Annotated in this window: 26 protein-coding genes and 4 pseudogenes; 18 read left to right on the plus strand and 12 right to left on the minus strand. The window is 67.1% G+C overall.

Annotated elements, in window-relative coordinates; translation table 11 throughout:
* Positions 1 to 259 precede the first annotated feature (259 nt).
* Both ACWIHY_RS34530 and ACWIHY_RS34535 read left to right on the plus strand, forming a co-directional pair.
* Positions 260 to 508 carry a hypothetical protein gene (locus ACWIHY_RS34530; RefSeq protein WP_454380350.1) on the plus strand — a complete coding sequence of 83 codons (249 nt, stop codon included), beginning with the start codon at positions 260 to 262 and terminating at the stop codon, positions 506 to 508.
* 111 nt (positions 509 to 619) lie between these two features.
* Complete coding sequence (locus ACWIHY_RS34535) at positions 620 to 892, plus strand: DoxX family protein (RefSeq protein ID WP_454380351.1); 273 nt, start codon at positions 620 to 622, stop codon at positions 890 to 892.
* On the opposite strand, the gene ACWIHY_RS34540 is transcribed toward ACWIHY_RS34535, so the two are convergent.
* Genes ACWIHY_RS34540 through ACWIHY_RS34550 form a run of 3 tightly spaced genes read right to left on the minus strand, consistent with a single transcriptional unit; the run spans position 873 to position 2,289 of the window.
* Positions 873 to 1,265, minus strand: coding sequence for a hypothetical protein (locus ACWIHY_RS34540; protein WP_454380352.1), 393 nt, complete (start codon positions 1,263 to 1,265; stop codon positions 873 to 875). The two genes, ACWIHY_RS34535 and ACWIHY_RS34540, sit on opposite strands and share 20 nt — an antisense overlap.
* Positions 1,259 to 1,957, minus strand: coding sequence for a ParB/RepB/Spo0J family partition protein (locus tag ACWIHY_RS34545; protein ID WP_454380353.1), 699 nt, complete (start codon positions 1,955 to 1,957; stop codon positions 1,259 to 1,261). The genes ACWIHY_RS34540 and ACWIHY_RS34545 overlap by 7 nt, the downstream gene beginning before the upstream one ends.
* On the minus strand, positions 1,957 to 2,289 hold the full coding sequence (locus tag ACWIHY_RS34550) for a pentapeptide repeat-containing protein (protein ID WP_454380354.1): 333 nt from the start codon (positions 2,287 to 2,289) through the stop codon (positions 1,957 to 1,959). Before ACWIHY_RS34550 ends, ACWIHY_RS34545 begins: the two co-directional genes overlap by 1 nt.
* 252 nt (positions 2,290 to 2,541) lie before the next feature.
* Here ACWIHY_RS34550 and ACWIHY_RS34555 point away from each other — a divergent pair, with 252 nt between their 5' ends.
* From ACWIHY_RS34555 to ACWIHY_RS34565, 3 genes are all read left to right on the plus strand, one after another.
* Entirely contained in the window at positions 2,542 to 2,748 is a 207-nt protein-coding gene (locus ACWIHY_RS34555; RefSeq protein WP_454380355.1) for a hypothetical protein, read from the plus strand.
* A gap of 409 nt (positions 2,749 to 3,157) precedes the next feature.
* The gene (locus ACWIHY_RS34560; RefSeq protein ID WP_454380388.1) at positions 3,158 to 3,388 is read left to right on the plus strand and encodes a pentapeptide repeat-containing protein; all 231 of its coding nucleotides are present in this window, start codon (positions 3,158 to 3,160) and stop codon (positions 3,386 to 3,388) included.
* Between the two features lie 87 nt (positions 3,389 to 3,475).
* Positions 3,476 to 3,772, plus strand: a complete 297-nt coding sequence (locus tag ACWIHY_RS34565; protein ID WP_454380389.1) for an IS3 family transposase — start codon at positions 3,476 to 3,478, stop codon at positions 3,770 to 3,772.
* Positions 3,773 to 3,898: 126 nt separating this feature from the next.
* On the opposite strand, the gene ACWIHY_RS34570 is transcribed toward ACWIHY_RS34565, so the two are convergent.
* On the minus strand, positions 3,899 to 4,357 hold the full coding sequence (locus ACWIHY_RS34570; RefSeq protein ID WP_251065451.1) for a winged helix-turn-helix transcriptional regulator: 459 nt from the start codon (positions 4,355 to 4,357) through the stop codon (positions 3,899 to 3,901).
* 92 nt (positions 4,358 to 4,449) lie between these two features.
* On the opposite strand from ACWIHY_RS34570, the gene ACWIHY_RS34575 reads away from it, so the two are divergent.
* From ACWIHY_RS34575 to ACWIHY_RS34600, 6 genes are all read left to right on the plus strand, one after another.
* On the plus strand, positions 4,450 to 5,289 hold the full coding sequence (locus ACWIHY_RS34575) for an SDR family oxidoreductase (protein ID WP_454380356.1): 840 nt from the start codon (positions 4,450 to 4,452) through the stop codon (positions 5,287 to 5,289).
* Positions 5,290 to 6,081: 792 nt separating this feature from the next.
* On the plus strand, positions 6,082 to 6,270 hold the full coding sequence (locus ACWIHY_RS34580; RefSeq protein WP_454380357.1) for a hypothetical protein: 189 nt from the start codon (positions 6,082 to 6,084) through the stop codon (positions 6,268 to 6,270).
* A gap of 224 nt (positions 6,271 to 6,494) precedes the next feature.
* Positions 6,495 to 6,818 carry a hypothetical protein gene (locus ACWIHY_RS34585; RefSeq protein ID WP_454380358.1) on the plus strand — a complete coding sequence of 108 codons (324 nt, stop codon included), beginning with the start codon at positions 6,495 to 6,497 and terminating at the stop codon, positions 6,816 to 6,818.
* 756 nt (positions 6,819 to 7,574) lie between these two features.
* Positions 7,575 to 8,003 (plus strand): NUDIX hydrolase, encoded by a 429-nt coding sequence (locus ACWIHY_RS34590; protein ID WP_454380359.1) that lies wholly within the window; start codon positions 7,575 to 7,577, stop codon positions 8,001 to 8,003.
* Between the two features lie 14 nt (positions 8,004 to 8,017).
* Positions 8,018 to 8,200, plus strand: coding sequence for a hypothetical protein (locus tag ACWIHY_RS34595; RefSeq protein WP_454380360.1), 183 nt, complete (start codon positions 8,018 to 8,020; stop codon positions 8,198 to 8,200).
* Between the two features lie 29 nt (positions 8,201 to 8,229).
* A complete protein-coding gene (locus ACWIHY_RS34600; protein ID WP_454380361.1) occupies positions 8,230 to 8,484 on the plus strand; it encodes a hypothetical protein in 255 nt (84 codons plus the stop codon).
* A 328-nt stretch (positions 8,485 to 8,812) separates the two neighbouring features.
* On the opposite strand, the gene ACWIHY_RS34605 is transcribed toward ACWIHY_RS34600, so the two are convergent.
* A complete protein-coding gene (locus tag ACWIHY_RS34605; RefSeq protein ID WP_454380362.1) occupies positions 8,813 to 9,175 on the minus strand; it encodes a hypothetical protein in 363 nt (120 codons plus the stop codon).
* 74 nt (positions 9,176 to 9,249) lie between these two features.
* The gene (locus ACWIHY_RS34610) at positions 9,250 to 10,368 is read right to left on the minus strand and encodes an AraC-like ligand-binding domain-containing protein (RefSeq protein ID WP_454380363.1); all 1,119 of its coding nucleotides are present in this window, start codon (positions 10,366 to 10,368) and stop codon (positions 9,250 to 9,252) included.
* A gap of 566 nt (positions 10,369 to 10,934) precedes the next feature.
* Here ACWIHY_RS34610 and ACWIHY_RS34615 point away from each other — a divergent pair.
* Positions 10,935 to 14,321 (plus strand): NACHT domain-containing protein, encoded by a 3,387-nt coding sequence (locus tag ACWIHY_RS34615; RefSeq protein ID WP_454380364.1) that lies wholly within the window; start codon positions 10,935 to 10,937, stop codon positions 14,319 to 14,321.
* Positions 14,322 to 14,480: 159 nt separating this feature from the next.
* A complete protein-coding gene (locus ACWIHY_RS34620; RefSeq protein ID WP_454380365.1) occupies positions 14,481 to 15,029 on the plus strand; it encodes an ISAs1 family transposase in 549 nt (182 codons plus the stop codon).
* 703 nt (positions 15,030 to 15,732) lie between these two features.
* On the opposite strand, the gene ACWIHY_RS34625 is transcribed toward ACWIHY_RS34620, so the two are convergent.
* Together ACWIHY_RS34625 and ACWIHY_RS34630 are read right to left on the minus strand one after the other, a co-directional pair.
* Complete coding sequence (locus tag ACWIHY_RS34625; protein WP_454380366.1) at positions 15,733 to 16,164, minus strand: peptidoglycan-binding protein; 432 nt, start codon at positions 16,162 to 16,164, stop codon at positions 15,733 to 15,735.
* A 113-nt stretch (positions 16,165 to 16,277) separates the two neighbouring features.
* A pseudogene (locus ACWIHY_RS34630) lies at positions 16,278 to 16,994 on the minus strand (ISAzo13 family transposase); the annotation flags it as partial.
* 268 nt (positions 16,995 to 17,262) lie between these two features.
* Here ACWIHY_RS34630 and ACWIHY_RS34635 point away from each other — a divergent pair.
* Complete coding sequence (locus ACWIHY_RS34635; RefSeq protein ID WP_454380367.1) at positions 17,263 to 18,114, plus strand: MBL fold metallo-hydrolase; 852 nt, start codon at positions 17,263 to 17,265, stop codon at positions 18,112 to 18,114.
* A gap of 214 nt (positions 18,115 to 18,328) precedes the next feature.
* On the opposite strand, the pseudogene ACWIHY_RS34640 reads toward ACWIHY_RS34635, so the two are convergent.
* Positions 18,329 to 18,502, minus strand: a pseudogene (locus ACWIHY_RS34640) (ISAzo13-like element transposase-related protein); the annotation flags it as partial.
* A gap of 1 nt (position 18,503) precedes the next feature.
* Here ACWIHY_RS34640 and ACWIHY_RS34645 point away from each other — a divergent pair.
* The 3 genes and pseudogenes from ACWIHY_RS34645 to ACWIHY_RS34655 form a co-directional block, all read left to right on the plus strand.
* Positions 18,504 to 18,914 (plus strand): annotated as a pseudogene (locus ACWIHY_RS34645) (transposase); the annotation flags it as partial.
* A gap of 350 nt (positions 18,915 to 19,264) precedes the next feature.
* Positions 19,265 to 19,594: a hypothetical protein gene (locus ACWIHY_RS34650; RefSeq protein ID WP_454380390.1), complete on the plus strand. Its 330-nt coding sequence runs from the start codon at positions 19,265 to 19,267 to the stop codon at positions 19,592 to 19,594.
* A complete protein-coding gene (locus ACWIHY_RS34655; RefSeq protein WP_454380368.1) occupies positions 19,591 to 20,229 on the plus strand; it encodes a hypothetical protein in 639 nt (212 codons plus the stop codon). The genes ACWIHY_RS34650 and ACWIHY_RS34655 overlap by 4 nt, the downstream gene beginning before the upstream one ends.
* A gap of 112 nt (positions 20,230 to 20,341) precedes the next feature.
* Here the strand turns inward: ACWIHY_RS34655 and ACWIHY_RS34660 are convergent, their stop codons facing one another.
* Entirely contained in the window at positions 20,342 to 21,457 is a 1,116-nt protein-coding gene (locus ACWIHY_RS34660) for an alkene reductase (protein ID WP_454380369.1), read from the minus strand.
* 68 nt (positions 21,458 to 21,525) lie between these two features.
* Here ACWIHY_RS34660 and ACWIHY_RS34665 point away from each other — a divergent pair, with 68 nt between their 5' ends.
* Positions 21,526 to 21,882 (plus strand): MerR family transcriptional regulator, encoded by a 357-nt coding sequence (locus ACWIHY_RS34665; RefSeq protein ID WP_454380391.1) that lies wholly within the window; start codon positions 21,526 to 21,528, stop codon positions 21,880 to 21,882.
* 45 nt (positions 21,883 to 21,927) lie between these two features.
* Here ACWIHY_RS34665 and ACWIHY_RS34670 read toward each other — a convergent pair.
* Together ACWIHY_RS34670 and ACWIHY_RS34675 are read right to left on the minus strand one after the other, a co-directional pair.
* A pseudogene (locus ACWIHY_RS34670) lies at positions 21,928 to 22,788 on the minus strand (IS5 family transposase).
* A gap of 354 nt (positions 22,789 to 23,142) precedes the next feature.
* Positions 23,143 to 23,556, minus strand: a complete 414-nt coding sequence (locus ACWIHY_RS34675) for a winged helix-turn-helix transcriptional regulator (RefSeq protein WP_454380370.1) — start codon at positions 23,554 to 23,556, stop codon at positions 23,143 to 23,145.
* Positions 23,557 to 23,577: the final 21 nt, after the last annotated feature.

Below are 23,577 nucleotides of genomic sequence, written 5' to 3' on the forward strand. Positions count from 1 at the left end.
TCAACCTGCTCGCACAGGTCATCGGCTCCGGACCCGGTCCGGACCCCGTCCCGGCCGCCACCGGCGCCTGACCCGGGGGCGGCCCACACCGACAGCAGCGGCCGGACCACGGCCCACTCCGCGTCCGTCATGTCCGTCGGTTAGCGCGCCTGCCGAAACCCGTTGTCCGCGGCGTTTCCGAACCGGTGAGCCAGGCAGTCACACTCCAGCGTGACTGAACTTTTTTCCGGCGCTGCTGGAAGAGGTACGCAAGGGCGAGATGCGTCGCATCCACGCCGCGGTGGCGCAGTGTCTACGGATGCAGGCCGACCCCGGGGAACGGGACTGGGACGCGCTCGCCGTGGTGCTCGTCGGGGCCGTCTCGCACTCCTGGCTGCTGCGGGATGTGTTCGACACCCATCCCAGCGGCCTCGATGAGGACCGCTTGGTGGCTGCCTTCGTGGACCTCGCCGAAGGGCTCCTCCAGCAGCCGCCTCCTGAGCGGTGCCAGTGGCAACCGAGCAACTAACACAGAGATTCGGAGTGACTCGATGAATGTCGCATTGTGGATCGCGCAGGGCCTGCTGGCGGCCTCTTCCTGGGCTCAGGGTTCCTGAAGTCGACGCAGACGAAAGAGAAGATGATTGCCACGGGCCAGACCGGCGTCGCACCCTTTCCCCTGCCGGTGATCCGCGTGGTCGCGGCACTGGAGATCGTGGCGGCACTCGGGCTCATCGCTCCCCAACTGACCGGCATAGCCCCAGTCCTCACTCCGTTGGCTGCCGTCGGCCTCGTTGTGGTCGTGATCGGTGCGGCCGTCGCGCACTGGAGCCTTCGGGAGTACAAGCAGGTTTTCGGCGCCAACATGCTCCTCCTGCTCATCTGCCTCTTCGTCACCCTCGGGAGGTTGTGAGCGCCGACACCCCCCCGGACGTTCTGGGCAATGACCAGCCTTGGCCTCCCTCCCCATAGGTGGGGTAGAACGCAACCCTGGGGAAATCGCAGGTTCCCATCACGGCGAGAGCCGCCCCAAGGTAGAGAGTCGGCGGTGGCACGTCGTCACGGGTGAACGCTCGCACTTCGACGAGGAACTTCTCCGGAGCGGCCTCGACGTATGCCCCAATTGCGTCGTAGTCCACTCCGCTCTGCCACTGACGAATGAAGTCCAGGTAGACCTCCGGCTCGGCGACCGCCTCCTCGGCCGGGCCGGGATTCGGCGAGCGCGTGCAGACGGTGCTGACCATCCACCTGGCCTCGGCCTCGGCTACGTCGTCCGGCTTCAGCAATGCTCCGGTGTCGGTGTAGTCGACGTAGAGGCCGCGGAACTTCCGCTCTGTTGGCCTTCCGGGCGAGGCGTTGCGGAAGGGGTATTGACCGCGGTCAACACCGGGGGGTCGGCTGAGGGCGCTGGCGGTGTCGCGTCCGTGTTGACCGCGGTCAACACGGATCCATTCTTCGCAGCCTGCAGCAGGGCCGTTTCTTCCAGCCTCGCCTGCGCTTCCTGCTCTCGTGCTGCTGCGAGGTGCTCCAGTAGCTGGGCTGAGTCGAGTTCCGGGTGCGCTTTCAAGTGGCGGCCATCGCGCTCCGGCAGCACACCAGAGCTCAACTGCTCCTGGATGTCCTCAGGCAGGGTGAGGAGCGCGAGTTGATTGGTCACCCACGCTTTCGACATGACCAGTCGCTCCGCTGCACGGGTCCGGGCCCCTGCCTCGTTGCCCTCGGAGCAGACAGCTACCAGGGCCTGAACACCACGGGCACGCTCAACGACGTCGAAGTCCTCGCGGTCGAGGTTCTCCTTGAGCAGGAAGTTAATGAACTCTTCCCGGGAGGCCGCGGAAGCCGCATGCCCGCCGCGTCTACGACACCGTCCGGCCCGGCCCTCGACCGAGTGAAAAACGTCCGAACCGCCGATGATTCGGACCCCGCGGTTGTTATCGACGACACCCCTCGACGCCCAGCATCTCCGCGGCAACGGCATCAGAGCACTGCGTCTGCTCCGACCACGTCACATCCACCAGATACGCATCGTTCCAGTGCGCGCCGCGCAGGGTCCGTGCCGCGCAGGTCCGCGCCGGTTAGGTCCGCGCCGGTCAGGTCGACGTCGGTCAGGTTCGCGTTGGTCAGGTTCGCGTAGGTCAGGTCGGCGCTCCGTGCGTCCCGTGCGACCGGCTCACCCCGCTGCGCCCCCACCAGGGGGAGGCGGTGCACAAGGTCTGCGCCGAGACTGGAACGCCGACCACCCGACCGAGGTGCGATTCGTTTCCGACGCGGAGCCCAAGTCCCGTAAGAAGCGCGATCACGCCTGAGCACAGCAATGCCCCGGGGCGGGCTGTTCCGTCACCAGCAGATTGCCAGCCAGCCACCCCGGGGCACCCACAGCCTGCCCAAGTAAGACACGGTCGAGCGGCACGCGCTATACGGCCTGCCGACGGTGACGCGCCAGGCCCACTGCGGCCGTGGCACCCGATTGGACAACCGCCACGAGCATATTACGCTGGCATTTCGGACAATACGTTACGAGCCGGGTACTGCCGGTTATTCTGGAAAGGGTGCTCCATGGCCATGTCAATCAATGAAGCCCGCGACCTCAAGAGAGCCCGCAGCAAGGAGCAGGCCGCAGCCCCGGACGCGGTGTGGTGGGCGGTCACCGGCTTCTCCAGCTGGCAGGAAGCCGTTGACCATGCCAATCTCGAACCGGCCCAGGCTGGTGGTGAGTTCACCGCCAGCCACAACGCGGATGGAACAGTCGACGGCTCGTACTTCTTCTGACGGGCCGTCGTAGTTGAGAGCGCCGCCGACCCTGGGGCCGGCGGCGCCCGGCGTAACGTGAACAGCCCGCAGCTCACATGCCGCGCACCGCATGACGTGTGACGAAACCGGTAGCCGACGCCACTCCTGGCCCAAGCTGTAAACGACGCACCGTCTCCTTGGCCGGTGGACCATCGACGCCGCCAGCCGCAACGGCGGCAGGCGGAAAGCGTTGGCCGTATCCGCTCGCAGGTCGTCCTTGACACTTCGGAAAACGAGGAGACATGTACGTCGTTCTGGCGTAATTCAGTGAGCGTTTTCAGCTTGGCCACTGATCGGGTGATGGCTACAGGGGACGCAACGCACGAGGCTCCCGTGCCGTTGAGGGAGGTGTTCGACGTCTCAACTCACCGGCACAGCCGGCGCCGACCTGTCCAGGGCGGATCTCACCGGCGCCAACCTGTCCGGGGCGGATCTCACCGCCGCCTTCCTGTGGGAGGCCTATCTCACCGACGCCATCCTGTTCGGGGCGGACTTGTCAAGTACCGACGTGACAGCTGCGCAGGTGGAATGGGCCAGCCTAGACACCGACACAAAGCTCCCGGCCGAGCTTGTGGATGATCCGGTGGTCCGCGCCCGGGCAGTACGGCTGGGGCTGTGAGATCTAAGCACCCGGTGGCGGCGCGATAGGGCCCCACGTAGTCGCGGTGCGGTGCAATAAACGTCGATCAAGCTCACAACTCGCCTGCTGCGAGCGGGAGTTCAGGCTTCCATGGGCTCGGTCGGAGACTCGTACGATAACGCCCTCGCGGAGAATCTATGGATGATCACCAAGACGGAGTGCATCCGCGGCCGCGTCTTCGCCACCCGGGCCGAGGCGAACCTGGCACTGTTCGAGTACATCGATGGGTTCTATAACTCCCGGCGCATCCAGAAACGGCTCGGCTACCTCAGCTCGATTGAGTTCGAGGAGAAGCGCTACGCCGACCAGGCAACGGCCGAACGAACGAATCTGAAACCCCGTCAACCCGTCCTGACCAGCTGATCAGCACCTACCGCACGCCGGGGGAACCTCAGTGGGACAGGTCCTCCATGGACAGTGTCTTGGTGGCGCGGCCTTTCTGTCACTGGTCCGTGCTGGGGGTACGCGTGAACCCTTCTGCTGTCACGGTCAGTGTTCGTCGTCGAGATGATGAAGCTGTTGAGGGCCTGGGGTGGTCAGCTGCTTCGCTTGACCTGTTGCGCTCAGCCGCTCCGTGGCGGACGCCCCGCTGGCTGCCAGCCGCTGTGTGATCCGGTCGAACAAGTCCGTCAGCGGCGCACCGACGTCCTGGCCGAACTCGGTCAGCCCGTAGGTGACTTGGGGTGGCGTCGTCGGCTCGACCTTCCGCCAGACCAGGTCGTCCTGGACCAGTGCGCGCAGTGTCTGAGCGAGCATCTTCTCGCTGATGCCCTGGATGCTGTCGCGCAGCTCGTAAAACCGAAGGTCGGTGCTCCGCAAGGAGATCAGCACCCAGATACCCCACCTGCTGGTCACGTGGTCGACCACGTCGCGCGCAGGGCAGTCGGTGTGAAACACCTCATACCGATTGCCCGCCTCGGCCTGCGTCAGCTGCGCACCTTCCCTCATGTCCGGAGCTTACCTCTGGGTATGTTCTTACGAAAAGTAAGCCTGCCTCCTAGCGTCAATTGCCGCAGTGCACAACGGACTAGGAGCTGAACATGATCGTGGTGACCGGGGCTACCGGGAATGTGGGCCAGCCTTTGACGCAGGCCCTGGCCAAGGCGGGCGAGCAGGTGACGGCGGTGTCACGGCACGCGGCGGCAATGCCGGACGGGGTCCGGCACGTGTCGGCTGACTTGGCCGAGCCGCAGGGTCTCACCCCCGCTTTGGGCGGGGCGAAGGCGCTGTTCCTCCTGCTGTCCGGCGACCTGCACGCCCCCGAAGCCAGGCCGACCGACATTATCGACCTGGCTGCTGCCAGCGGGGTCCGCCGAGTCGTCCTGCTGTCTTCGCAGGGCGTGGCGACCAGGCCGCTCGGCCCGTCGCGGATCGCGATGCGCGCGGTGGAGGACGCGTTGAGAGAGTCCGGCCTGGACTGGGCCGTCCTACGACCGGGCGGCTTCGCCTCCAACGCCTTGGCGTGGGCGGAGTCCGTCCGCACGCAAGGGACGGTCGCCGCACCCTTCGGCGATGTCGGGGTTCCGATCGTTGACCCGGCGGACATCGCCGAGGTCGCGGCGGCCTGCCTGCTGGACGACCGGCACACCGGCGGAATCTTTGAGCTGACCGGGCCCGAGGTGATCACGCCCCGTCAGCAGTCGGAGGCCATCGCCGCCGCGCTCGGCTCGCCGGTGAGGTTCCACGAACTCACCCGCGAGGAGGCCAAAGCCGCGATGACCCAGTTCGTGCCGCCGGAGCTCGCCGACGACACCCTGGACATCATCTCCGCCCCCAACCCCGCCGAACTGCGGATCAGCTCGGATGTGGAACGAGTCCTCGGTCGCGCTCCGCGCCCCTTCAACAACTGGGCCGCCCGTAGCATCGCCGCTTTTCGCTGAGGCACAACTCAGCTGAAGCGCCCGGGCAGCCTCGTGCGACTACGGCCGCACGGGGCGGCCCCGTAGCGTCACCGCCCACCACCATCCAAAACTCAAGAGCCGGAGCGACCTGACAGGGTCCTACTGGTCTCCTGCGCCGGAGATCCGTTGGCAGGAGCGGGCGAGGGAGTCGAGGATCTCATCGGCTGTTTCGGTCCAGGTGAACGGGGTCGAGTTCTCGTTCCACTGGCTTTACCCGGGCGCGAACGTCAGATTCCAGGGAGAGGGGCGATGTCCTGTGGATGGCGTCCTGCGGGCCAGCCGCCTGCTCCTCGTGGCCGGTCCGGGGATTCGGACGCAACCGTGAGACTGGCTGGCTTGGACACGGCGTGAGACCCCGGGGCCAGCCGCAGCTCACAGCCTCTGAATAGGACACGAACCGCGAGAACCTACAGTAGAGCAACCGACGCGCATTCCGAGGTGAAGGTCGGCGCTCAGCGCCGCGCGCAGGCCTGCACGGAGCAAGCCCGCCGGGATACGGACCGTGTGGTTTCCGCAGCGGGCAGAGCGCGAACGTGCGGCGGCGACCGCCGCCGACGCGGTCCGTCAGGCCCTGCCCGTGTGAGGACTGCGGTCACGAGCCCGGCGGCCGGGCTGTGGAGGCGTGCGGCTATCGGCGCGAGACCGAGGCCGATCGTGGAGGCCGGCCTGGTCGACGGACCTGGACGAAGCGGCCGCCGTCGCCGCCGTGGCCGGAATGTGCGGGCGACGGTGGAGGGTGAGATCGCCGCCCTCCGTGCGGAGTGCCTGCAGATGGTTGACGCGGTCGATCTGACCGCCGAGCCGACGCCGACCGCAGCTGTGCTCGCTTTCGGCGCGCTTGCGACCGTATGGCAAGCCGCACCGGAGTACCGCCGCTGCGCTCTGGCGATGGTGGGCCGCACCGAGGAACCGGAAGCCGAGGCGAAGCGGGCGTACGCGACCGAGCAGAACCGCCGATAGTTCCGGGCCAACCCGACCGGCGCGGACGCCGTCGCCGCCGCGACAAAGGCAGCCGACACCGCCCGGGGAGCGCGCCGCCCAATACCTGCTGACGGTGCGGCTGGAGCAGCTGCGCGAGCAGGCCGTGGCCCGCACGGAGGCGGCTGGGCCTGCGCCGTGGACCGAGCGCTGCCCGAGCTCGCCCCGCCTTGCCTCAACGGTGTGGTGGCCGAGGCGGTGATCGCGTGAGCAGCGAGATGAGCGGGGTCGACCTCGCACGCCAGGCCCTGGTCGCAGCCCGGGAGGCGGCGAAGAAGAACGGCAACACCCACAATGAGAAGCCGAAACGGCGCATCGGCACGGTCGTATGCCGTGGCGCCCGCGAGCCCTTCGGGCTCGGAAGCGCGATCAGCATGATGACCGAGCGCGGCATGGTCGCCCCGGCCGCCGACGGAAGCTCCACGCCCACTGGGAGACCATCCTCGCCACGGCCGCGCCCAAGCGCCGGTCACGTCCAGGCCGTGGCGTTCAACGCGGATACGGACCGCTTGTACATCGCCCCCGCGTAGGGTACGAACCTGCGCTGGATCGCGCCGAAGCTGATCACGGCGGCCAACGAACAAGCAGACACATTGTTCCTGGTGGCGCGGTCGTGAAGGGACCAACCCCGCATGCGCGGGGAGCAGCGCTTCGTGGCGGTATCGCGACATCCCACGATGCGTGGGGCGGCGCCGGGCCCGTCCCGAGGACGACCTGCTGAGCCGGCTCGGCGCCGCGGGGGAGGGCGCGGGGCTGGCCGAAGCCCTCGGTATCAACCAGCCGACTCTGGCGAGACAGCGGGATCACAGCCGAGCTGCCCGTCTCGGAGGGACCATCCCGCGTGCGCGGGGAGCAGACTCCGTGACCTGCGACTCTATGGCTGACTGGCGCGGTTTTCGACCACTTTCGCCGAATCCGTCATTTGATGCATAACTCGTAGATAGCCAGATGGCGCCGGGATTGGTAGGCCAGGCCGTCGTATCCGGGCCCCCATGGTGCGCGATCACTCTGCCTCCCGAGACGTCACACATGTATCGCAGTCGGCGATTCGGACACGCCAAGACCGCGTCCATGAGCGGCGTACCGAGGTGATCGTCCCCGGCACCGCGTATCGAGAGGGCGAGGCGTTGTCCGAGATACGTGTGTTCGATCTCGCTATCTCCTCGTTGACCCCTACATCGCCGCACTGTTCGCCTGCAGGAGGGCCGGAGCGACCATTGTCGACGTTAAGACCCGCGCGAATTGCCGCAACTAGCCCACCCCCACACGCATCGGGGAGCCTTCACATGAAGACCAGCGTTCCCAACGTCATCGGCGGCCATCTCTACCTAGAACGGGAAGGCGCCGTCCTTCTCGGCCAACGCCATCCGTGCACGGCCTTCGCGCCATCCACGTGGCATCTGCTCGCCGGGCACTGTGAGTTTGAAGCGGTCCATACTTGCGTGTCGCGTGAAGGGGCCGAGGAGGCCGGCCTGAGGATCGACGAGCAGGACCTGCGCCTGGTGCACACCGTTCACCTTCTCGACGTCGGCAGCAAGCAGCCGCGCTTGCAGATGTTCTTCGCCGCGACCCGTTGGGAGGGCGAGCCCGAGCTGCGGGAGCCCGACCGCTGTACGGAGTGGCGCTGGTGGCCGTTGAACTCCCTGCCGGACCAGCTGGTCGAGTACACCCGGGCAGCCCTCGAGGGCATCACTCAAGGCAGCGCCTACACATAGATGGGCTGGCAGTCATGACGCCCGCACCCCGTCCCGACGGAGCCAGGACCGCCGAGGCCTATTGGGACCCGCTGTGGCGAGCCGGCCGCCGCTACCGCCGCTTCGACCGGAACGAAGCCGAGCATCTGCACCAGCAGGCCGGCCAGGGCCGCGGGCGACCAGCGCTGGACATCGGATGCGGCGAAGGAGACCCTTAGCGCTCGGTACGGGCGCGGATGTCGTCCAGGTGATCGGGGACAGCTGTGCCTCCCAGGCCATGCGCCAGCTGCCGTCCGCCGTCGAGGCCATGACGTGCGCGCGCCACGAGCCGTCCTCGGCCGACACCTCCAGCTCGGCGAACCACCCGGCTTCTCGGATCGCGGCCGCCATCTCCAGCTTGAGCATGTGGTGCTCCCACGACTCGTTCGACAGCTCGCACGACGGCGGCCGTCCGGGGTCGTGGCAGGAGAACCGCACGCCGTACCGGGAAACCTTGGCGTGAAGGCCCTAGCCGCACTCGGGGCAGGCAAGCGGCATACGGGGACGGGCCTTGTGGACCTGGGCCCAGTCCAGCTTGCTCCCGAAATCGGGAAGGGTGGCGTCGAGACGGGCCGAATTGCGATAGGGCGCTGACGGGTCCCAGCCGGGGGCCCCGCACCGTGCGGGGCCCCCGGCCTTGCCTCGGTTACAGGTACCGGTCGAGCGGTTCGGCTGCGAAGGTGCCGTCGTAGAGCAGGGCGTCCGTCAGCTCGAACCGCTAGGCGCGGCCGCCAACGGCCCTCTCCTCGCCGCCATCGGACGAGAAAGGCGCGGCCGAAGTCGATTCCTACTCACAGCTCGTTATAGAGGTCGCACCAGGTCCAGTCGGCCGCCTGACGCACAGGCACTTCACACTCGGCCATTCGATATTCCGGACTACCATCTGCGGTGTCGTAGCGAACTCCGTAGACAATCACGACCCCCTTCCACCACCAGCCGCTTACCTGAGTCCACTGGTTGGGGCTCGGCAGGTACCCGGTGCAATCGAAGTCGCCGTTCTGGTTGTTACCGCACAGCGAGATCTCGTCGGAGTAGTGGGTAGAGACGGCGACCTGCTGGCCGTTGCTTCCGGCGAAGGACTGACCGGCGGTGCCAAGGACTCCACCGAACGCCAGGGCGATGGCGCCGACCGTCATGGCCACGTTCTTACGCATGCTCACATTTCCCCTTGAGATTGACCTTGAGATGCCTCCCTCACCGGGAAGCGAGGGGCACCGAGACATAGCTGTTATAGGCCGTCACTGTCTCTGGTGTCACCAGATTGGGTACACGCCCCCGTGGCTGTGCTCACCGCTGAGGCGGTGTCTCCAGCAACAGTGAATCTAGGTCCGAGCGGCGCGCGGTGGTGTGCGTGACGTGCAGGGTTTCTGTGCTCTGCGTGCTGCGGGGTGACCAGGGAGAACGCACGGTGTTCGGTAGGGGTGATCCCGTAGGCTTCGCGGAATGCCCGGCTGAACGCAGTGGCGCTGGAGAAGCCCCAGCGAGCCGCGATCGCTTGAACGGGCTGACCGCTCAGTTCCTCGCGTGCGAGGTCGGCGTGGGCGCGCTCCAGCCGGCTTTGGCGGATGCGTGCCGCGATGCTCAGGTGCTGGTCGCGGAAGAGCGCGTAAAGACCCCGCAGGGACATGTTGTGCCGGTCAGCGATCACCTGAGGGGTCAAGTGCGGTTCGCCGAGGTTGTTTTCGATGAAGCGGTAGATCCGCTGCAGTGTTTCCTGCGCACGGGCCTCGGCAGGCGCCTCGCCAGGATCTCCGAGCTGCTGCGCGAGACACGCGGTGGCCAATTCGAGGGCGACGGATCCCATCCCGCGCAGCTCCTGGGGGTGACAGCCCGGCCCGTGTGTCAGTAGCGTTTTCAGGAAGTCAGCGAGGATTGCCCCTGACCCCGCGTCTGCGGCCAAGCCCTGCGCGAGGAGGCGGTCCACCCGGTCTGGGTGCAGCGCCAGGGCCGGACGGGGAATCTGCAGCACGACCGCTTCGACCTGCCCGCCTGTGCAGGCCCCCTCACTCGGTCGTGAGGTGTCCGTGAGCACGAGTCCCCCCTCGACCACCGAGTCGCTGCCCCGCTGAGAGATCTTGAAAGTACCTTGTGTGACAAGCGCCAGCTGCAAGTGCTCGGGATCGCCGCGCCGGACATGGGCCAGGGTGCGGCGCGAGAGCACCGGTGAGCAAGCCAAGACGGACAACCGCACCACTCCGAGATCCAGGTCCGTGATTCTCGCGCGGAAGTCAGCCCTTTGGCGGGTGCTGAGCATGACAGGCATCACATCGCTGGACACTGTCTCGCAAAACCACTCGAACCTGTCCTCACACGCCACGACAGCATCCGACGCAACCGTCCATCCCATGCGATCCCCCACACCTTTGACGTGGCAGCGAACCAGCCCATTACCGGTTGTCGCACAGCCGTGCTCCGCCCCCACCGCCACGTGGTCAACTATCAGGCACATGCTTCCGGACAGGTGCTCGGCCCGTTGTGGCGTCGCCGACCAGCTGGCGGGGAAGAATAGGGAGCGGAACGCGAAGTCCCCCAGCCTGAGCCAGCAAGCGGGCATCGACCGCCTGCCCAACCTCAAAGGCAACCTCGACCCGACCAGCAGTTCGAGGTCGACATCACCAAGAGCTGTGGCGGACGGCAAGAGCCCGTCCTCCTTTAAGGACACTCGGCGGCCGACCGCAGAGTGTCCTTAAGCTCTCCGACCCTGACTACACGGCCGAACGGGTCCTGGGCCGGACATGTGGTCTATCCCCGCATGCGCGGGGGCGTCGGGCTCCGTGCCCGGCCACCACGTGCCCGCGGGCGCGGCGGGGCACAGACCGTGACTGCGCTGGTCGGGTGAATGAGGGTGGGGAGCCCACTTGGCACGGAATCAGTCACAACGTGAACGTTGGAAGGAGTCCTTCGCGTCGGCTGATGCAGCAGGGGCACGGCAAGGCCCGGCCGTGGCGGGTTCGCAAGAGCGGGTGGTACTACCTGTCGCTCGCGGCGACGGTCCTGGGCGCGCTCGTCCTGCTGTTCCTGGCAGTGGCAGCGTTAATCACGCTGGTGAATGACAAGACGTTCTGGACGCCCGTCCGGTGGCTCGACCACCACTGTGACAAGAGCAGCAATGCCTGCGGCGTTCTCCAGTCGCTGATCATGCCGTTCCTCACTCTCTCCCTGGCCACCGTCGCGTACCTCTCCCTCCGGTTCACCCGGGTGCGCAGGGCGTATCTGAGGAAGGCCCGGGAAGAGCCGCACGAGCTGGTGGAGACGGCGGGTGGCATCTTCGGCAAGGTCGTGGGCCGCGACCAGCTGTGCGAGGTCCTCATGGAGGACCAGCGGGACAGCCGGTTCCGTCGTACGCATGTCGTGGTCGGCGGCGTCGGAACGGGCAAGACGGCGCTGATCGTGCTGTTGACGGAGCAGCTCGCCCGGCGCAAGGCCCTTCCCGTGCCGCTGCGGCTGCGGAACGCCGACAAAGACCTGGATTTCCGCACCCTGGCCTTCGAACGGTTCTCCCGGGAGGTGCAGTGTTACATCCGTTCCGACGCCGAGGCGGAGAAGGTGTGGCGCCGGCTGTGCCAGCAGGGACGGATCGTCGTCCTCGCGGACGGCCTGGAGGAGGCGCTGAGCGGTGAGGACATGGCGGAGGAGCGCGACAGCGTCATCCGGCTGGCCATCCGACGGGCCACCGACGAGCGGCTGCCGCTCATCATCACCTCACGCCCGCACGACTCGCTGCGGGGCATGGAAGCCTCCCTCACGGACCTGGAACCGCTGAGTGACGAGGCCGCGCTCACGTACATCTCCTCCGGCAGCGCCTGGGAGGACCGGCAGCGGCTGGACTGGATCGTGGAAAAGGCCGGCATCGCCGAGGCGCCCACGTATTTGCAGATCGCCAGTGAACTCCATGAGGAGGGCCTGCTGGAGCGCTCCTTGACCGCCCGCTCCGAAGAGGAGGCGGTGGAGACGCGCGGCGGAGATCGGGCCGCACTGCGCTACCACCTGCTCGACACCTGGATCGCCGCCCTGACCAGCGGACGCTTCCGGCCCGAACTGCCACTCGGTCAGGATGAGCGGCGGGCGGTCGTCCACTACCTGTCCGCGCTCGCGTGCGCGGGCCTGGCCTCGGACTCCTGCGAGGTGCACTTCACCGACGTGGTGGACGAGCAGAACCCCTTGCGGCCCCGCTACCCCGAGATCCTGGCGGAGTTGGTGCGAAGAGTCGAGGACAGCAGGCTGGACGTTCGCCTCGCCGCACACTGGGGCGCGCGTATGGGACTGGTGGAGGTCAGCGGTGACAAGGTCCGCTTCCAGCACAGCGTGATCCAGGCCCACCTCGGAGCGCGGTTCATGAATGCCGTGATCCATCCAGAAGTCCCCACCAACTCCAGGCAGGGACACTTCTTCCCCGCGGCGCTCGAGAGGCCGGGCCGGGAACTGCTGATCGCCATGGTGCTCTACTCCCGTACGCCCGAGGGTTCATGCCGCCACGCGGAGGAGGCGCACGGCGACGAGGAGGCGGAGGCACACGGCGGCGGACAGCTCTGGTGCCCCGTGTCCGCCGCGCGCGATCTTCTGATGAGTGCGGCCTGCAAGGCGCAGATGGCGACCGGGGAGGACACAGCCGATCCCCCCGGCGGCCCGGAACCACAAGGACAGACCCCGGAGCTTCAAGGGCAGACCCCGGACGCGCGACAGTTGTTCGGTCGCACGCTGCATGCCAAGGCGCTCGATCTGTACGCCGCCGCCCTGGAGATCGACAGCGTGGACACCGAACCGCAACACCACCTCATCGCCATGCGGCTGGCCACGGCCTGGCCGGACCTGCGTGCCCGCGATCCGCACACGCTGCGCGTCGCGAAAGGGCTGCTGGTCTCCCGCTTCGGCGACGCCATGCGCGGCGTCGCACAGAGGCGCACGGTGGCCCCCGCCTACCTGGAACTCTTCGAGATCGCGCGCCTGGAGCCGTCGTACCCCATCCGCGTGGCCATCGCACAGGAAATCGGCGCAGGCGGAGACAGCGCCTTCGCGGTGTTGCAGGCCCGGTTGCGCGGCCCGGAACTCGACCGAAACGAGAGGATGGAGCGCGACCCGAACTGGATGCTCGATCTGTGGGGAGCCCAGGAACCGGAAACGGACGAGGAGGAGCATCGAGGGCACCGCCGGACGGAGCGCGACGGTGCCCACACCCCATGGAAGTTGCGCGAACGCGAACAACAGCGGCACGAGGAGCGCAGACAGGAGGAATCCGAACGCGAAGGAGAGGAACAACAGTGGCGGGACAACACCATGTGCGCCTGGCTGGTCCCCCTGCTTGTCGGCTCCGTCACGACACAACGCCACCAAAACACGCCCTACGAGTTCCTGGAAGACTGGGTACGCCGGGTCGGCACGCCAGACGGATCGGGCGCACCCGCGCTCGACCTGACCGTGGAGGTCGCTCTCGCCCAGGGCTTCAAATACGCGGCGAACCGCCGCCACCGCCATCCACATGCCCGCGCCGAGGCACGCGAGTACCTCAGCGGGCAGGCCTGGGACATGCTCAAGCGCACCCGATTCTGGTTCACCCGCCTCACCCTCCTGCACGCGCTGACCCTGTGGAACCTGCCCGACGGGGTCACGGTGACGCGCCCCACGCACGGACAGGGCTCCGACCCCGAGGAACAGATCCGTCAATGGCTCGCCCTCCCGGACGGCAACGAGCAGCACCCCTTCGTCGAGGAAGCCGCCCAGCTCTGCGTGTGGACCTTGGAGACCCGGCAGCCGGAACGGTTCCTCTGGATTGACGAATCCGGTGTCGCCGCCCACGTCGGCTCGCAGACCACACCGCGAGGCGAGGCACGCAAGCACCAACTGTGGATCCCACCCTCCACCGGCTGGAGTACCCTCCACCCGCGCGCCCAGCAGCTCCTCGCGGACGTGCTGCTGCTCCTCAACCTCGCCGAACGGGGCGACTGGCCCAAGGACCGCCTCCGGCGCCTTCGGCACACGGCACGACCGGACCTGCCGCCGTGCCTCACCCGGGACCGCAGCTCGCTCGACCCGGGTCGTACGGTCGTCCATACGGCCGCCTCCCAGGCCGGCTCCAACTGTCGTGACGACTGCGCGTTCGAGCTGTGCCCCTACCCGCCCAAGGGCCTCGACGGTCACCGGGTCGAGCTGAGCGAGGCCTTTTGCCGGGCGCAGTCCACCCTGCTGTCACGGTCCTTCCTCCGCCCTCAGGCACCCTGGCAGCGACGCACGAACGTCGCCGAGCTGCGCCAGTTCTGGGAGCGGATGGGACAGCGGGCACAGGACAACCCCCGACCCCGCTGACGCCGTGCCGGATGTACGAGGTGCGACGGACGAGCCGGACTCATGTGCTGGCAGGCGATCTACTTCTAGGCGGCAGGAGCATCTTGCGGGCACACCGACAGCTTGGCGGGCCAGTCGTCCTGGTATGGGACAACCTCCGTGCCCATGTGATGCTTCCTGGTGGAAGAGAAGAAGGCCCACTACCGGCTGGTGGTCAAGGCCAACCAGCCCGAACTGCATCGCAGGCTGCTGCTGTCGTTGCCGTGGAAGGACGTCACCGCGCGCCGCTACGACCGCGAGATCGGCCACGGCCGCAGGGAGACCCGCGTGACCAGGGCACTCACCGGCCTCGGCCTGGACTTCCCGCACGCGGTCCAGGCCGTGCGCATCCTGCGCCACCGCACCGATCTCGCGACCGGCACCGTCAGCCGCCGGACCATCTACGCGATCACCGACCTGGCCTCGCAGGAAGCCTCGCCCGAGCGGCTCGGCCAACTCGCCAGATTGCAGTGGACCATCGAGAACCGGCTCCACTTCGTCCGCGACATCACCTTCGCCGAGGACGCCTCCAGGATCCGCGCGGGCCACGGCCCGGAGAACATGGCAACCCTGCGCAGCCTGGCGATCAACGCCCTCCGCGCCGCCGGGCACCGCAACATCGCCGCCGGACTCCGCCACACCTCCTACGAGCCCTTCACCCGCCCGCTCGACCTCCTGGGCATTGCCTGACCAGTGCACTCACAAGATCACCGGACTTTGCAACACCCCTGGGTTGTAGTGGCAGGCCCACCACAGCGTTGCCAGGCTGATCGATGCTTCGGTTTTTCCTGGTAGTAGCGGAAGCTTAGTCTTCCTGGAAGCATCTCCGTACAACTCGGCGACTGGAAACCTGCTTTCCGGAAGCGGGAACCCTCAATTCCTCGGTATTGTGCGGAGGCCTATCAACGGCACGTTGAGGGCCAAATCGCTTTTACGGCCAGCCTGCCTCGATTTTCCATAAATGACTCGATCAACCTGGAGATCGTGAATAAGTGGATAGCGATCGAAGAGGTCGTGGATGCATTGTGCTCCAGATTGGGAATTTCTCGAACCCAACTGAATGCAGCCCCGGAGCCTCAGTCTCACATTGGCACCAAACCGGACATCTAAAAATGCTCTGCTCATCGCGGAGAGAGTAATCCCAGGACGGGTCAGGGGGGCCTGGGCAGCTCCAGCCGATCTGCGACATTGGATGGATGGTGGTGGACGTGAATTCTGATCACGCTCATGCTTAGCGGGTACGGGCGCGGGCGCCCACGAAGCCGGCGAGGCACACACCGCGCTCATTTTGAGACTCAACAAGGCCGGTCGGCTGAGCCGACCGGCCTTGTTTCGGCTCTTGGGGCATAAGCCCTCAGGCGTTCTTTCTTGTCGGCGAATTCACGCCGCGTGGTCAGGCGGAAGGTGTGGGAACCTCAAGCCTGTCCCAGGTGAGCTCCCCCGGGAAGCCGTCCGCGTCGGAGCCCTCGAACCCATTCTTTTTCTGCCACTTGCTGTACGAGGCCTTGTCCGCCGACGACCACTTCTTGTCCGGCTCCGGCGGCTGGTAGGTGCCACAGCCTTCCTGCTTCAGGCGATGAGCCATCGCGAGGACGACCTTGTTGTTCGGCTGATGGTGGAACCATTGCTTTCCGGGGAACGGCACGAAGCCGTTTCCTGAGTGGGAGATGACCAGGCGCTGCCCGACGCCGATCTTGTCGGGGTCCGAAATGTTGTTCAGTTGCTGGAGCTTCGCGACTGTGGTCCCGAAATGCTCGGCTATCTCGGAGAGAGTGTCGCCGTCTACGACATAGTAGATGGCGTCTCGTGTCTGTGTTGTGGTCATGGCTTTAACGCTAAGCCTGTTCGCAGCGGCTCGCATTTCGGCGCTTAGCAGGCGTGCGGGTTCACCCTATTGGCGTATCGGCGGATGACTTCATTCACCGGTGAAATGAAACACTGTGACGTACCCGGCGGCAGGTGACAGACCGTGATGGTCAGGCCGGTCTCGGCGGCCAGCCGGGCTAGGTGGAGTTTCCAGGCCCGGGTGCGGTAGCCGTTGGAGCCGCCCGCATCGGCGGTGATCAACAGTTGGGAAGCTTGCGGGTAGGCGTCGCGGCCCTGGCCGTGCCATCAGCGGCGGATCGACTTCACCGCGAACGCGGCGGTGTCATGGTCGGTGCCGACGTTGACCCAGCCGGTGTTGGCCGCCAGGTCGTAGATGCCATAGGGGATGGCTTTGCCCAGCTCCGGGTCGGCGAAGTCGTGGACGCGCACCAGGACTGGATCGCCCGTCGGCCGCCAGGAACGGCCGGAGCTCTTGAAGTCGCCGACCAGTTCCTTCTTCTTGGTGTCCACGCTGATCACCGGTTGGTCGGCATCCCGGTGATCGCGTGCTTGCGCGTTGAGATAGCGGAACTGGGCATCCCGGTCCGCATGCTGACTGCCCTCAAGTGTCTTGGCGTTGGCCTGCAGACGGAAACCTTCCTCCCGCAGCAGACCGGCGACGGTGTCGGCACCGACCCGGTGTCCCCGGCGGGTCAGCTCGGCCGCCAGGGTGCGGGTCGACTTGGTCGTCCACCGCAACGGTGACATCGGATCCCCACGCTCATCCGGCTCGACCAGACTCAGCAGCGTGGTCCGCAGGCCGGGGTCGACGTCCGCGACGCGTGCCTTCATAACGTCCTGAAATTCGTGCAGGTCACCCCCGCGTAGGGGCGTGGTCGGGGCGCTGACATCCCCGTTGCGGCCGCACTCCCTCGGACGGCGCAGCAGCCATCCCCGCTGCTCGCGGTCGCCCGCACTTGGAGCCTGCCAGCGCCGACCGCGCACCCATCGTTGCTCACCGAAGCCGACCGTCACGAGTTCTGCGTTTGACGACGGCGAGGCACGGGGCTGCACTGGATTCATGGACGCTGAGGCGACTCCGTCCCGGGGAGCAGCGATGACAACCATGGAAACGTTCAACCTTCTGCAGCCGTACAAGATCGTCGAGGAGACGTTCGTCATCCCGTGGGCCCTCGAGGCCCCGCCGGTCGGCCACTTCCCGATGAACTCGATGGTGATCCGGGGAGCCGAACCGGTCCTCGTGGACACCGGGGCGCCCGCAGTGCGCTCCCAGTGGCTGGAGGCAGCCTGGTCCGTCGTGGATCCCCTGGACGTACGGTGGATCTTCCTCACCCACGACGACCGCGACCACGCCGGCAACCTCCTGCCGGTCCTCGCCGAATGCCCGAACGCGACCCTGCTGACGACATGGTTCTCCCTCGGCCGCATGGCCGAGGAGTGGCAGACCCCCATCAACCGGTGCCGCTTCATGACCGACGGCGACACGATCGACGCGGGCGACCGCACCCTGGTCGCCAAACGACCGCCCCTGTACGACAACCCCACAACCCGCGCCCTCTTCGACCCGAAGACCAACGTCCTTTGGGCCGTCGACACCTTCGCCACGAACGTGCCGACCCCCATGCCCGAAATGGCAGCGCTGTCCCCAGACGAATTCCGCGACGGCCAGTTCTTCGGCGGAAGCCTGGTCTCCCCCTGGGTCGCCCTGGTGGATGCCCAAAAGTTCCGGACGGTCGTCACCGACTTCCAACACCTGAACGCCGAGGTCATCGCCGGCTGCCACTGCCCGGTCCTCCGCGGCCCCCAGATCCCCGAGGCCTACGGCCTCCTCCGCCAGCTCCCCGAAATCCCACCGTGGGCAGAGTTCACCCAGGCCGACCTGGACCAGTGGATGGCGGCTGCCGAGAGCTCGGTTCCGCCGGAGCAGCCGCGGCCGTCGGAGACGTGAGAGGCCCTGCCGCGCGGCGTTGGGATCTGCTCTGCTTCGAGCCAGGCGGGAAGGTCGTTTCGGTGTAGGTGCCAACGGTGGTGAGGTCCTGGCCGGGGTAGCGGAACACCACGGAGTTGATCACCGCGCGCAGGGACGAGGCGGGGCAGACTGTGACGTTCGTCCGCGCTGGTGGGGGCGGGCGATGGCGCATCTCGGCGCCCGCACCGAAGCACAGCAGACGTCTGGCCTGCGGGTAGTCGAGGCACCCACGTGCCTGCCACCAACGGCGGATCGATTCGACCGCGAAGGCCGCGGTGTCGTGATCCGTACCGACGTTCACCCAGCCGGTGTCCGCCGCCAGGTCGTAGATGCCGTAGGGCAGGGCCTTGCCCAGTGCATCACCGGGTCTGCCGCAACACGGCGTCCCGCGGGATGCGTTTGCCGAACTGTCATGCTTCCGGACGGAGGTCTATGCCTGTCTGACCGGGCGGCGCGATGCGCTGTTCGAGCTGAGTGATGCCCTGCTGTGCGCGGATGGCCCGGTGAGGACGTTGGTCGAGCTGTCGTTGGAGCCTGAGCACCGGCGTGGGCATGGCGCCTAGTACGGCGGCCTGAACTGCGGGGATCTGGATGTGGCACGCCTGCGCAGAACGCTGGCAGGGCTGCCGCTTCCCCGCACGGCGTCGGGGCGGCTGGTCCTGGCGGTCGATGTGAGCAACTGGCTGCGGCCGGACGCGAATACCAGCCCGGACCGGATGTTCTGCCACACATACGGGCGAGGCAGAAGCTCGGCCCAAATGATCCCCGGTTGGCCCTACTGTCGGCGTACATCCGAACGTGGTCAGTGAGGTACAGCGATACGTCCCCATCCTGAAGGGGGTTGTGCGCAGGTCGGGGAGCCGGGGCCACCCGACTTCTCAGGGTGCGGGACACGACGGCCCGTCAAGGGCGCCTACAGGCGTCGCTGCGCGATGGGGCTCCGCCCCACCCTGGACTGACCGCCCTGTCCCGAGGCTGGCTGGCTATCGGCCGGCCCCGGCCATGCGGCGACCAAGCAGCCGAGGATGTCCGCTCGTACCCGGCTGGGGAGACACGTCCGTACCCCGACACCTACTCCTTCGTTGTCGCTGTGGAGCCGGGCCGGACGTCGTGGACGGCGGTGTTGGACGTGCTCCGGCTGCGGCCCTGGGACGACGCGATCGCCGTCACCGCCGGCCAGGTCCGAGAGGTGTTCCAGCGGTTGTATGTGGCAGGCCAGTGGCAGATCGGCGACCCGCCCGTCCTCGTCGTCTTTGATGCCGGCTACGACGTGACCCGCCTGGCTTCCTGCTCGCGGACCTGCCCGTGGAGTTACTGGGCCGGATGCGTTCGGACCGAGTCTTGTACTTTCCGCCTCCGCCGCAGCCGGCGGGCAAGCGCGGGCGTAAACCCAAGCACGGGGCAGAGTTCACCTTCGAGTGCCCGGCCACCCAGCCGGTCCCGTCCATCATCACGGTGACCGACACCACTCACTACGGGCAGGCCGTCGCCACGGCGTGGGACCGCCTGCATCCACTGCTGACCCGGCGCTCGGCCTGGGCCGACCATCCCGCGGAGTTGCCGATCATCGAAGGCACCGTCATCCGTCTGCGGGTCGACCACCTTCGCGGCGACCGCCACCCCCGGCCGATCTGGCTGTGGTGGTCGGCCACCGGTGCCACCGCCGGGGACGTGGACCGGCTCTGGCAGGCGTTCCTGCGCAGATTCGACCTGGAACACACCTTCAGGATGTTCAAGCAGACGCTGGGCTGGACGGCTCCCAAACTCCGCGAGCCGGCCGCCGCTGACCGTTGGACCTGGCTGGTCATCGCCGCCCACACCCAACTCCGCCTGGCCCGGCCCCTTGCCGAGGACCTTCGCAGACCCTGGGAGCGGCCCGCACGCCAAGGACGTCTCACCCCTGCACGGGTCCGCCGAGGATTTCGCCGCCTCCACGCCAAGGCCCCTCAACCGGCCGGTGCACCGAAACCCAGCACCGCAGGCCCAGGCCGACCAATCGGCACGAAGAACAAGCACCGTGCACGCGAACGCACCGTCGGGAAACAGGGCCAACCGGACCTCACGGCAACCATCACAAGCAGCAGAGCTGGATAAACGTCAAGCTGAGGGCGCTTCGTTCGGATCACCGAGCCGCCAGGTGCCAGTGCACTGGGCGAAGTCGAGGGCCTTGAAGCAAATGTTGTCCAGTGCGCCTGGCTGGAGCGGTTCACTGTGTCGCTGCGGCGGTGAGCTGCCTCGCGCGCTGTTCTTCGAGCGTCGGGTAGTCGGTGTAGCCCTGTGCGCCGTGTGTGTAGAGGTGCTCCGTGTCGATCGGTGTGTCGAGCGGGTCGTTCGCAGCGATGCGCGCGGGCAGGTCGGGGTGAGCGAGGAACGCGCGTCCAAAGGAGATCAAGTCGGCGTGGCCCTGTGTGAGTACTTGTTCTCCCTGGTGTTGGGTGGTGGGCGCGTGGTTCTCGCCAACGTTGGCGATGAGCGTGCCGTTCCAGCGCGGTCGCAGATCTGCCAGGGCCGGGTAGTCGTCGTTGTCGGTGAGGTGGAGGTAGGCCAGGCCGAGTGGGGCCACCGCATTGAGCAGTGCGCGGTATACGGGGGCCGGGGAGCGCTCGGACATGCCGAATTGTGGGTTACCGGGAGAGAGGCGGAGCCCGAGCCGGTGCGCTCCGATGGCCTCGGCGACTGCGGTGACCAGTTCGACGGCGAACCGGGTCTTGTCGCGTCCGTACGCGTCTGTGCGGAGGTTGGTGTTGTCGGCGAGGAACTGGTGGGTCAGGTAGCTGTTGGCGCCGTGGATCTCCACGCCGTCGAAGCCTGTCTGTAGGGCGTTGCGTGCGGCGGCCACGTGATCGTCGATCGCGGTACGGATGTCGTCCTTCGTCATCTCGCGTGGAACGGGCGCCTCGGCCTTGCCGTCCTTAACGTGCACGGGTCCTGGGACCGGCACAGCGGATGGCCCGGCCGGGACGTCGCCAAGCAGCCGTGAGCGCGGGTGCCCCTGGCGTCCGCCGTGCATGAGCTGAGCGAAGATCCGCCCGCCGCGTGCGTGTACGGCCTCGGTCACCGCGTGCCAGCCGACGATGTGGGCCTCGGTCTCCAGCCCCGGGATGCGCCAGCCGCTCTGTCCCCGGCGGTGTGGCCAGATGCCCTCCGTGACGAGGAGTCCGGCTTCCGCGCGCTGCGCGTAGTATTCCGCGACCACCGGGAGCGGGGTCCCGTCCTCGTGCGCGCGGAACCGGGTCATTGGGGCCATCACGAGACGGTTGGGGAGGGTGAAGCTGCCGGAGGAGTAGGGGGCGAGGAGCGGAGAAGTGGCCGTGTTCGTCATGCGGGAACCGTAGGATCTGACACCCGTGTCAGGTTCAACTCTTGAACCAAGTGAAGGGCTGGAAACCCATGAAGATCGGTGAGCTGTCCCACCGTACGGGCGTGAGCGTGCGATCCCTGCGCTACTACGAGCAGAAGTGCATCCTTGCCTCCGAGCGCACGGCCGGCGGGCACCGGGAGTACCCGGAAGCAGCCGTCGACCGCGTGATCCTTATTCAGCAATTGCTGGCCGCCGGGCTGAGCGGCGACAAGATCGCGAGTGTGCTTCCCTGCATGCGAGACCACGATGGGGGTCCGGCGGAGACGGCGACTCCGTGGCTGGTCGACCAGCTGGAGGCAGAGCGTAGCCGGATCGACCGCTCCATCGAGGACCTGCGTTACACGCGCGAAGTCCTGGACGAGGTCATCGCGACGGCGGCGGGCTGACGAGCTCGGGGGGCTGGAAGTCGCCTCTGAGGATTCTCATTTGGATCAGCAGGCGGACCACAGGAAGATCCCCGCGACGTGAAGTCCGGCCAGGTAGATGGTTGTGGTCTTCTCGTAGCGGGTCGCGATGCCGCGCCACTACTTCAAGCGGTTGATGCATCTCTCGACTGTGTTGCGTTGCTTGTATGCCTGACGGTCGAACACAGGGGGTCTGCCGCCTCTGCTACCACGGCGTAGCCGGTGGCCCCGCTGATCGGACGGGACGGGGATCACCGCTCTGATTCTGCGTCTGCGCAGGTGCTCACGGATGGCGCGTGAGGAGTATGCCTTGTCCGCCAGGACCACGTTCGGCCTGGTGCGGGTCCGTCCACGTCGGCGGGGAACACGCACACGTGACATCACGTCGGCGAAGGCGGGAGCATCACCGGCCTGACCGGCAGTGAGGTGGAACGCGACGGGCCTGCATTGTCCGTCGGCCGCGAGATGGATCTTTGTGCTCAGCCCGCCGCGCGATCGGCCGATGGCGCGGTCTGCCGGTTCACCGGCCGGATCCCCCTTTTTTGCGGGCCCCGGCCGCATTCTGGTGAGCGCGCACGATCGTCGAGTCCACCGAGATAGCCCAGTTCAGGTCCTCATCGGCATCAGCCTGGGCCATCAGCGCGGTGAACACCCGCGCCCAGGTGCCGTCGGCGGCTCACATCCGCCACCATTGTAGACGCCGCGCCAGTTGCCGTACTTCTCGGGCAGGTGCACCCACTGCGAGCCGGTTCTGAACCTGAAGGCGATCGCATCGATCACCTCCCGGTGATCCCGCCACCGACCACCCCGCTTCGGAGCCCGGTCGGGGAGAAGCGGCTCAATCCGCGCCCACTGCACGTCAGTCAACGACACACTCAGGCCAACGATCAGATGATCCGAACGAAGCGCCCTAGGACTGGGATCATGCGAGGATCGCGGTCAGTTCTACGATTGGGTTATCCGGTCGCGCAGCCAGGACTCGACGCCGCTGAGCGCCCGAGCTGGCCAGCCCCGCCCAGCAGGCGGCCATGCCACGTACGCTCTGCGCAAGGCCATCAACCGAACCCGACCGGGGCAGGGCGGCTCCCCGAGCGCACTCCGCCCCGCACAGAGCGTTCTGTGCGGGGCGGAGTGCGTGCGTACCGGTGTGGTGTCGGGGGTCGTGCTGCTCCGCGGAAGTGCGTGGAGGGGGTTGATCCGGCCGTCCCCGTCGTGGTCGGCGAGGTGTTGGAGCCCATTCGGTCAGCGGATTCCGGAGTCGGGATGCACGGCATCCCATTCTTGGCGTGCTCGCGCGATGGCATCGCGGTGGTCGGCTGACCAATCCGCGAGGGCTTTCACCAGATGTGTAAGGCTGTGGCCCGTCGTCGTGAGCTCGTACTCGACTTGCGGAGGCGCTGTCGGGTGCACGGTCCGACGGATCAGTCCGTCGCGTTCCAGCCGACGCACAGTGAGCGTCAGCATCCGCTGCGAGATACCGGGTATGGCGCGTTGCAGCTGTCGGAAACGACGTACGCCCTGGGCCAGTTCGACCACGACTAGGACCGACCATTTGTCGCCGATCCGGTCGAGCACCTCGCGGATCCCGCAATCCTCGTGCTCGCCGCCGCATGTGACTACGGGTTCGGTGGTTACCCCTGTGTGCCCTACTGACATGGAAGTGCCTCCTTACGCTTC

The sequence above is a fragment of the Streptomyces sp. NPDC055287 genome (genome assembly GCF_053646035.1).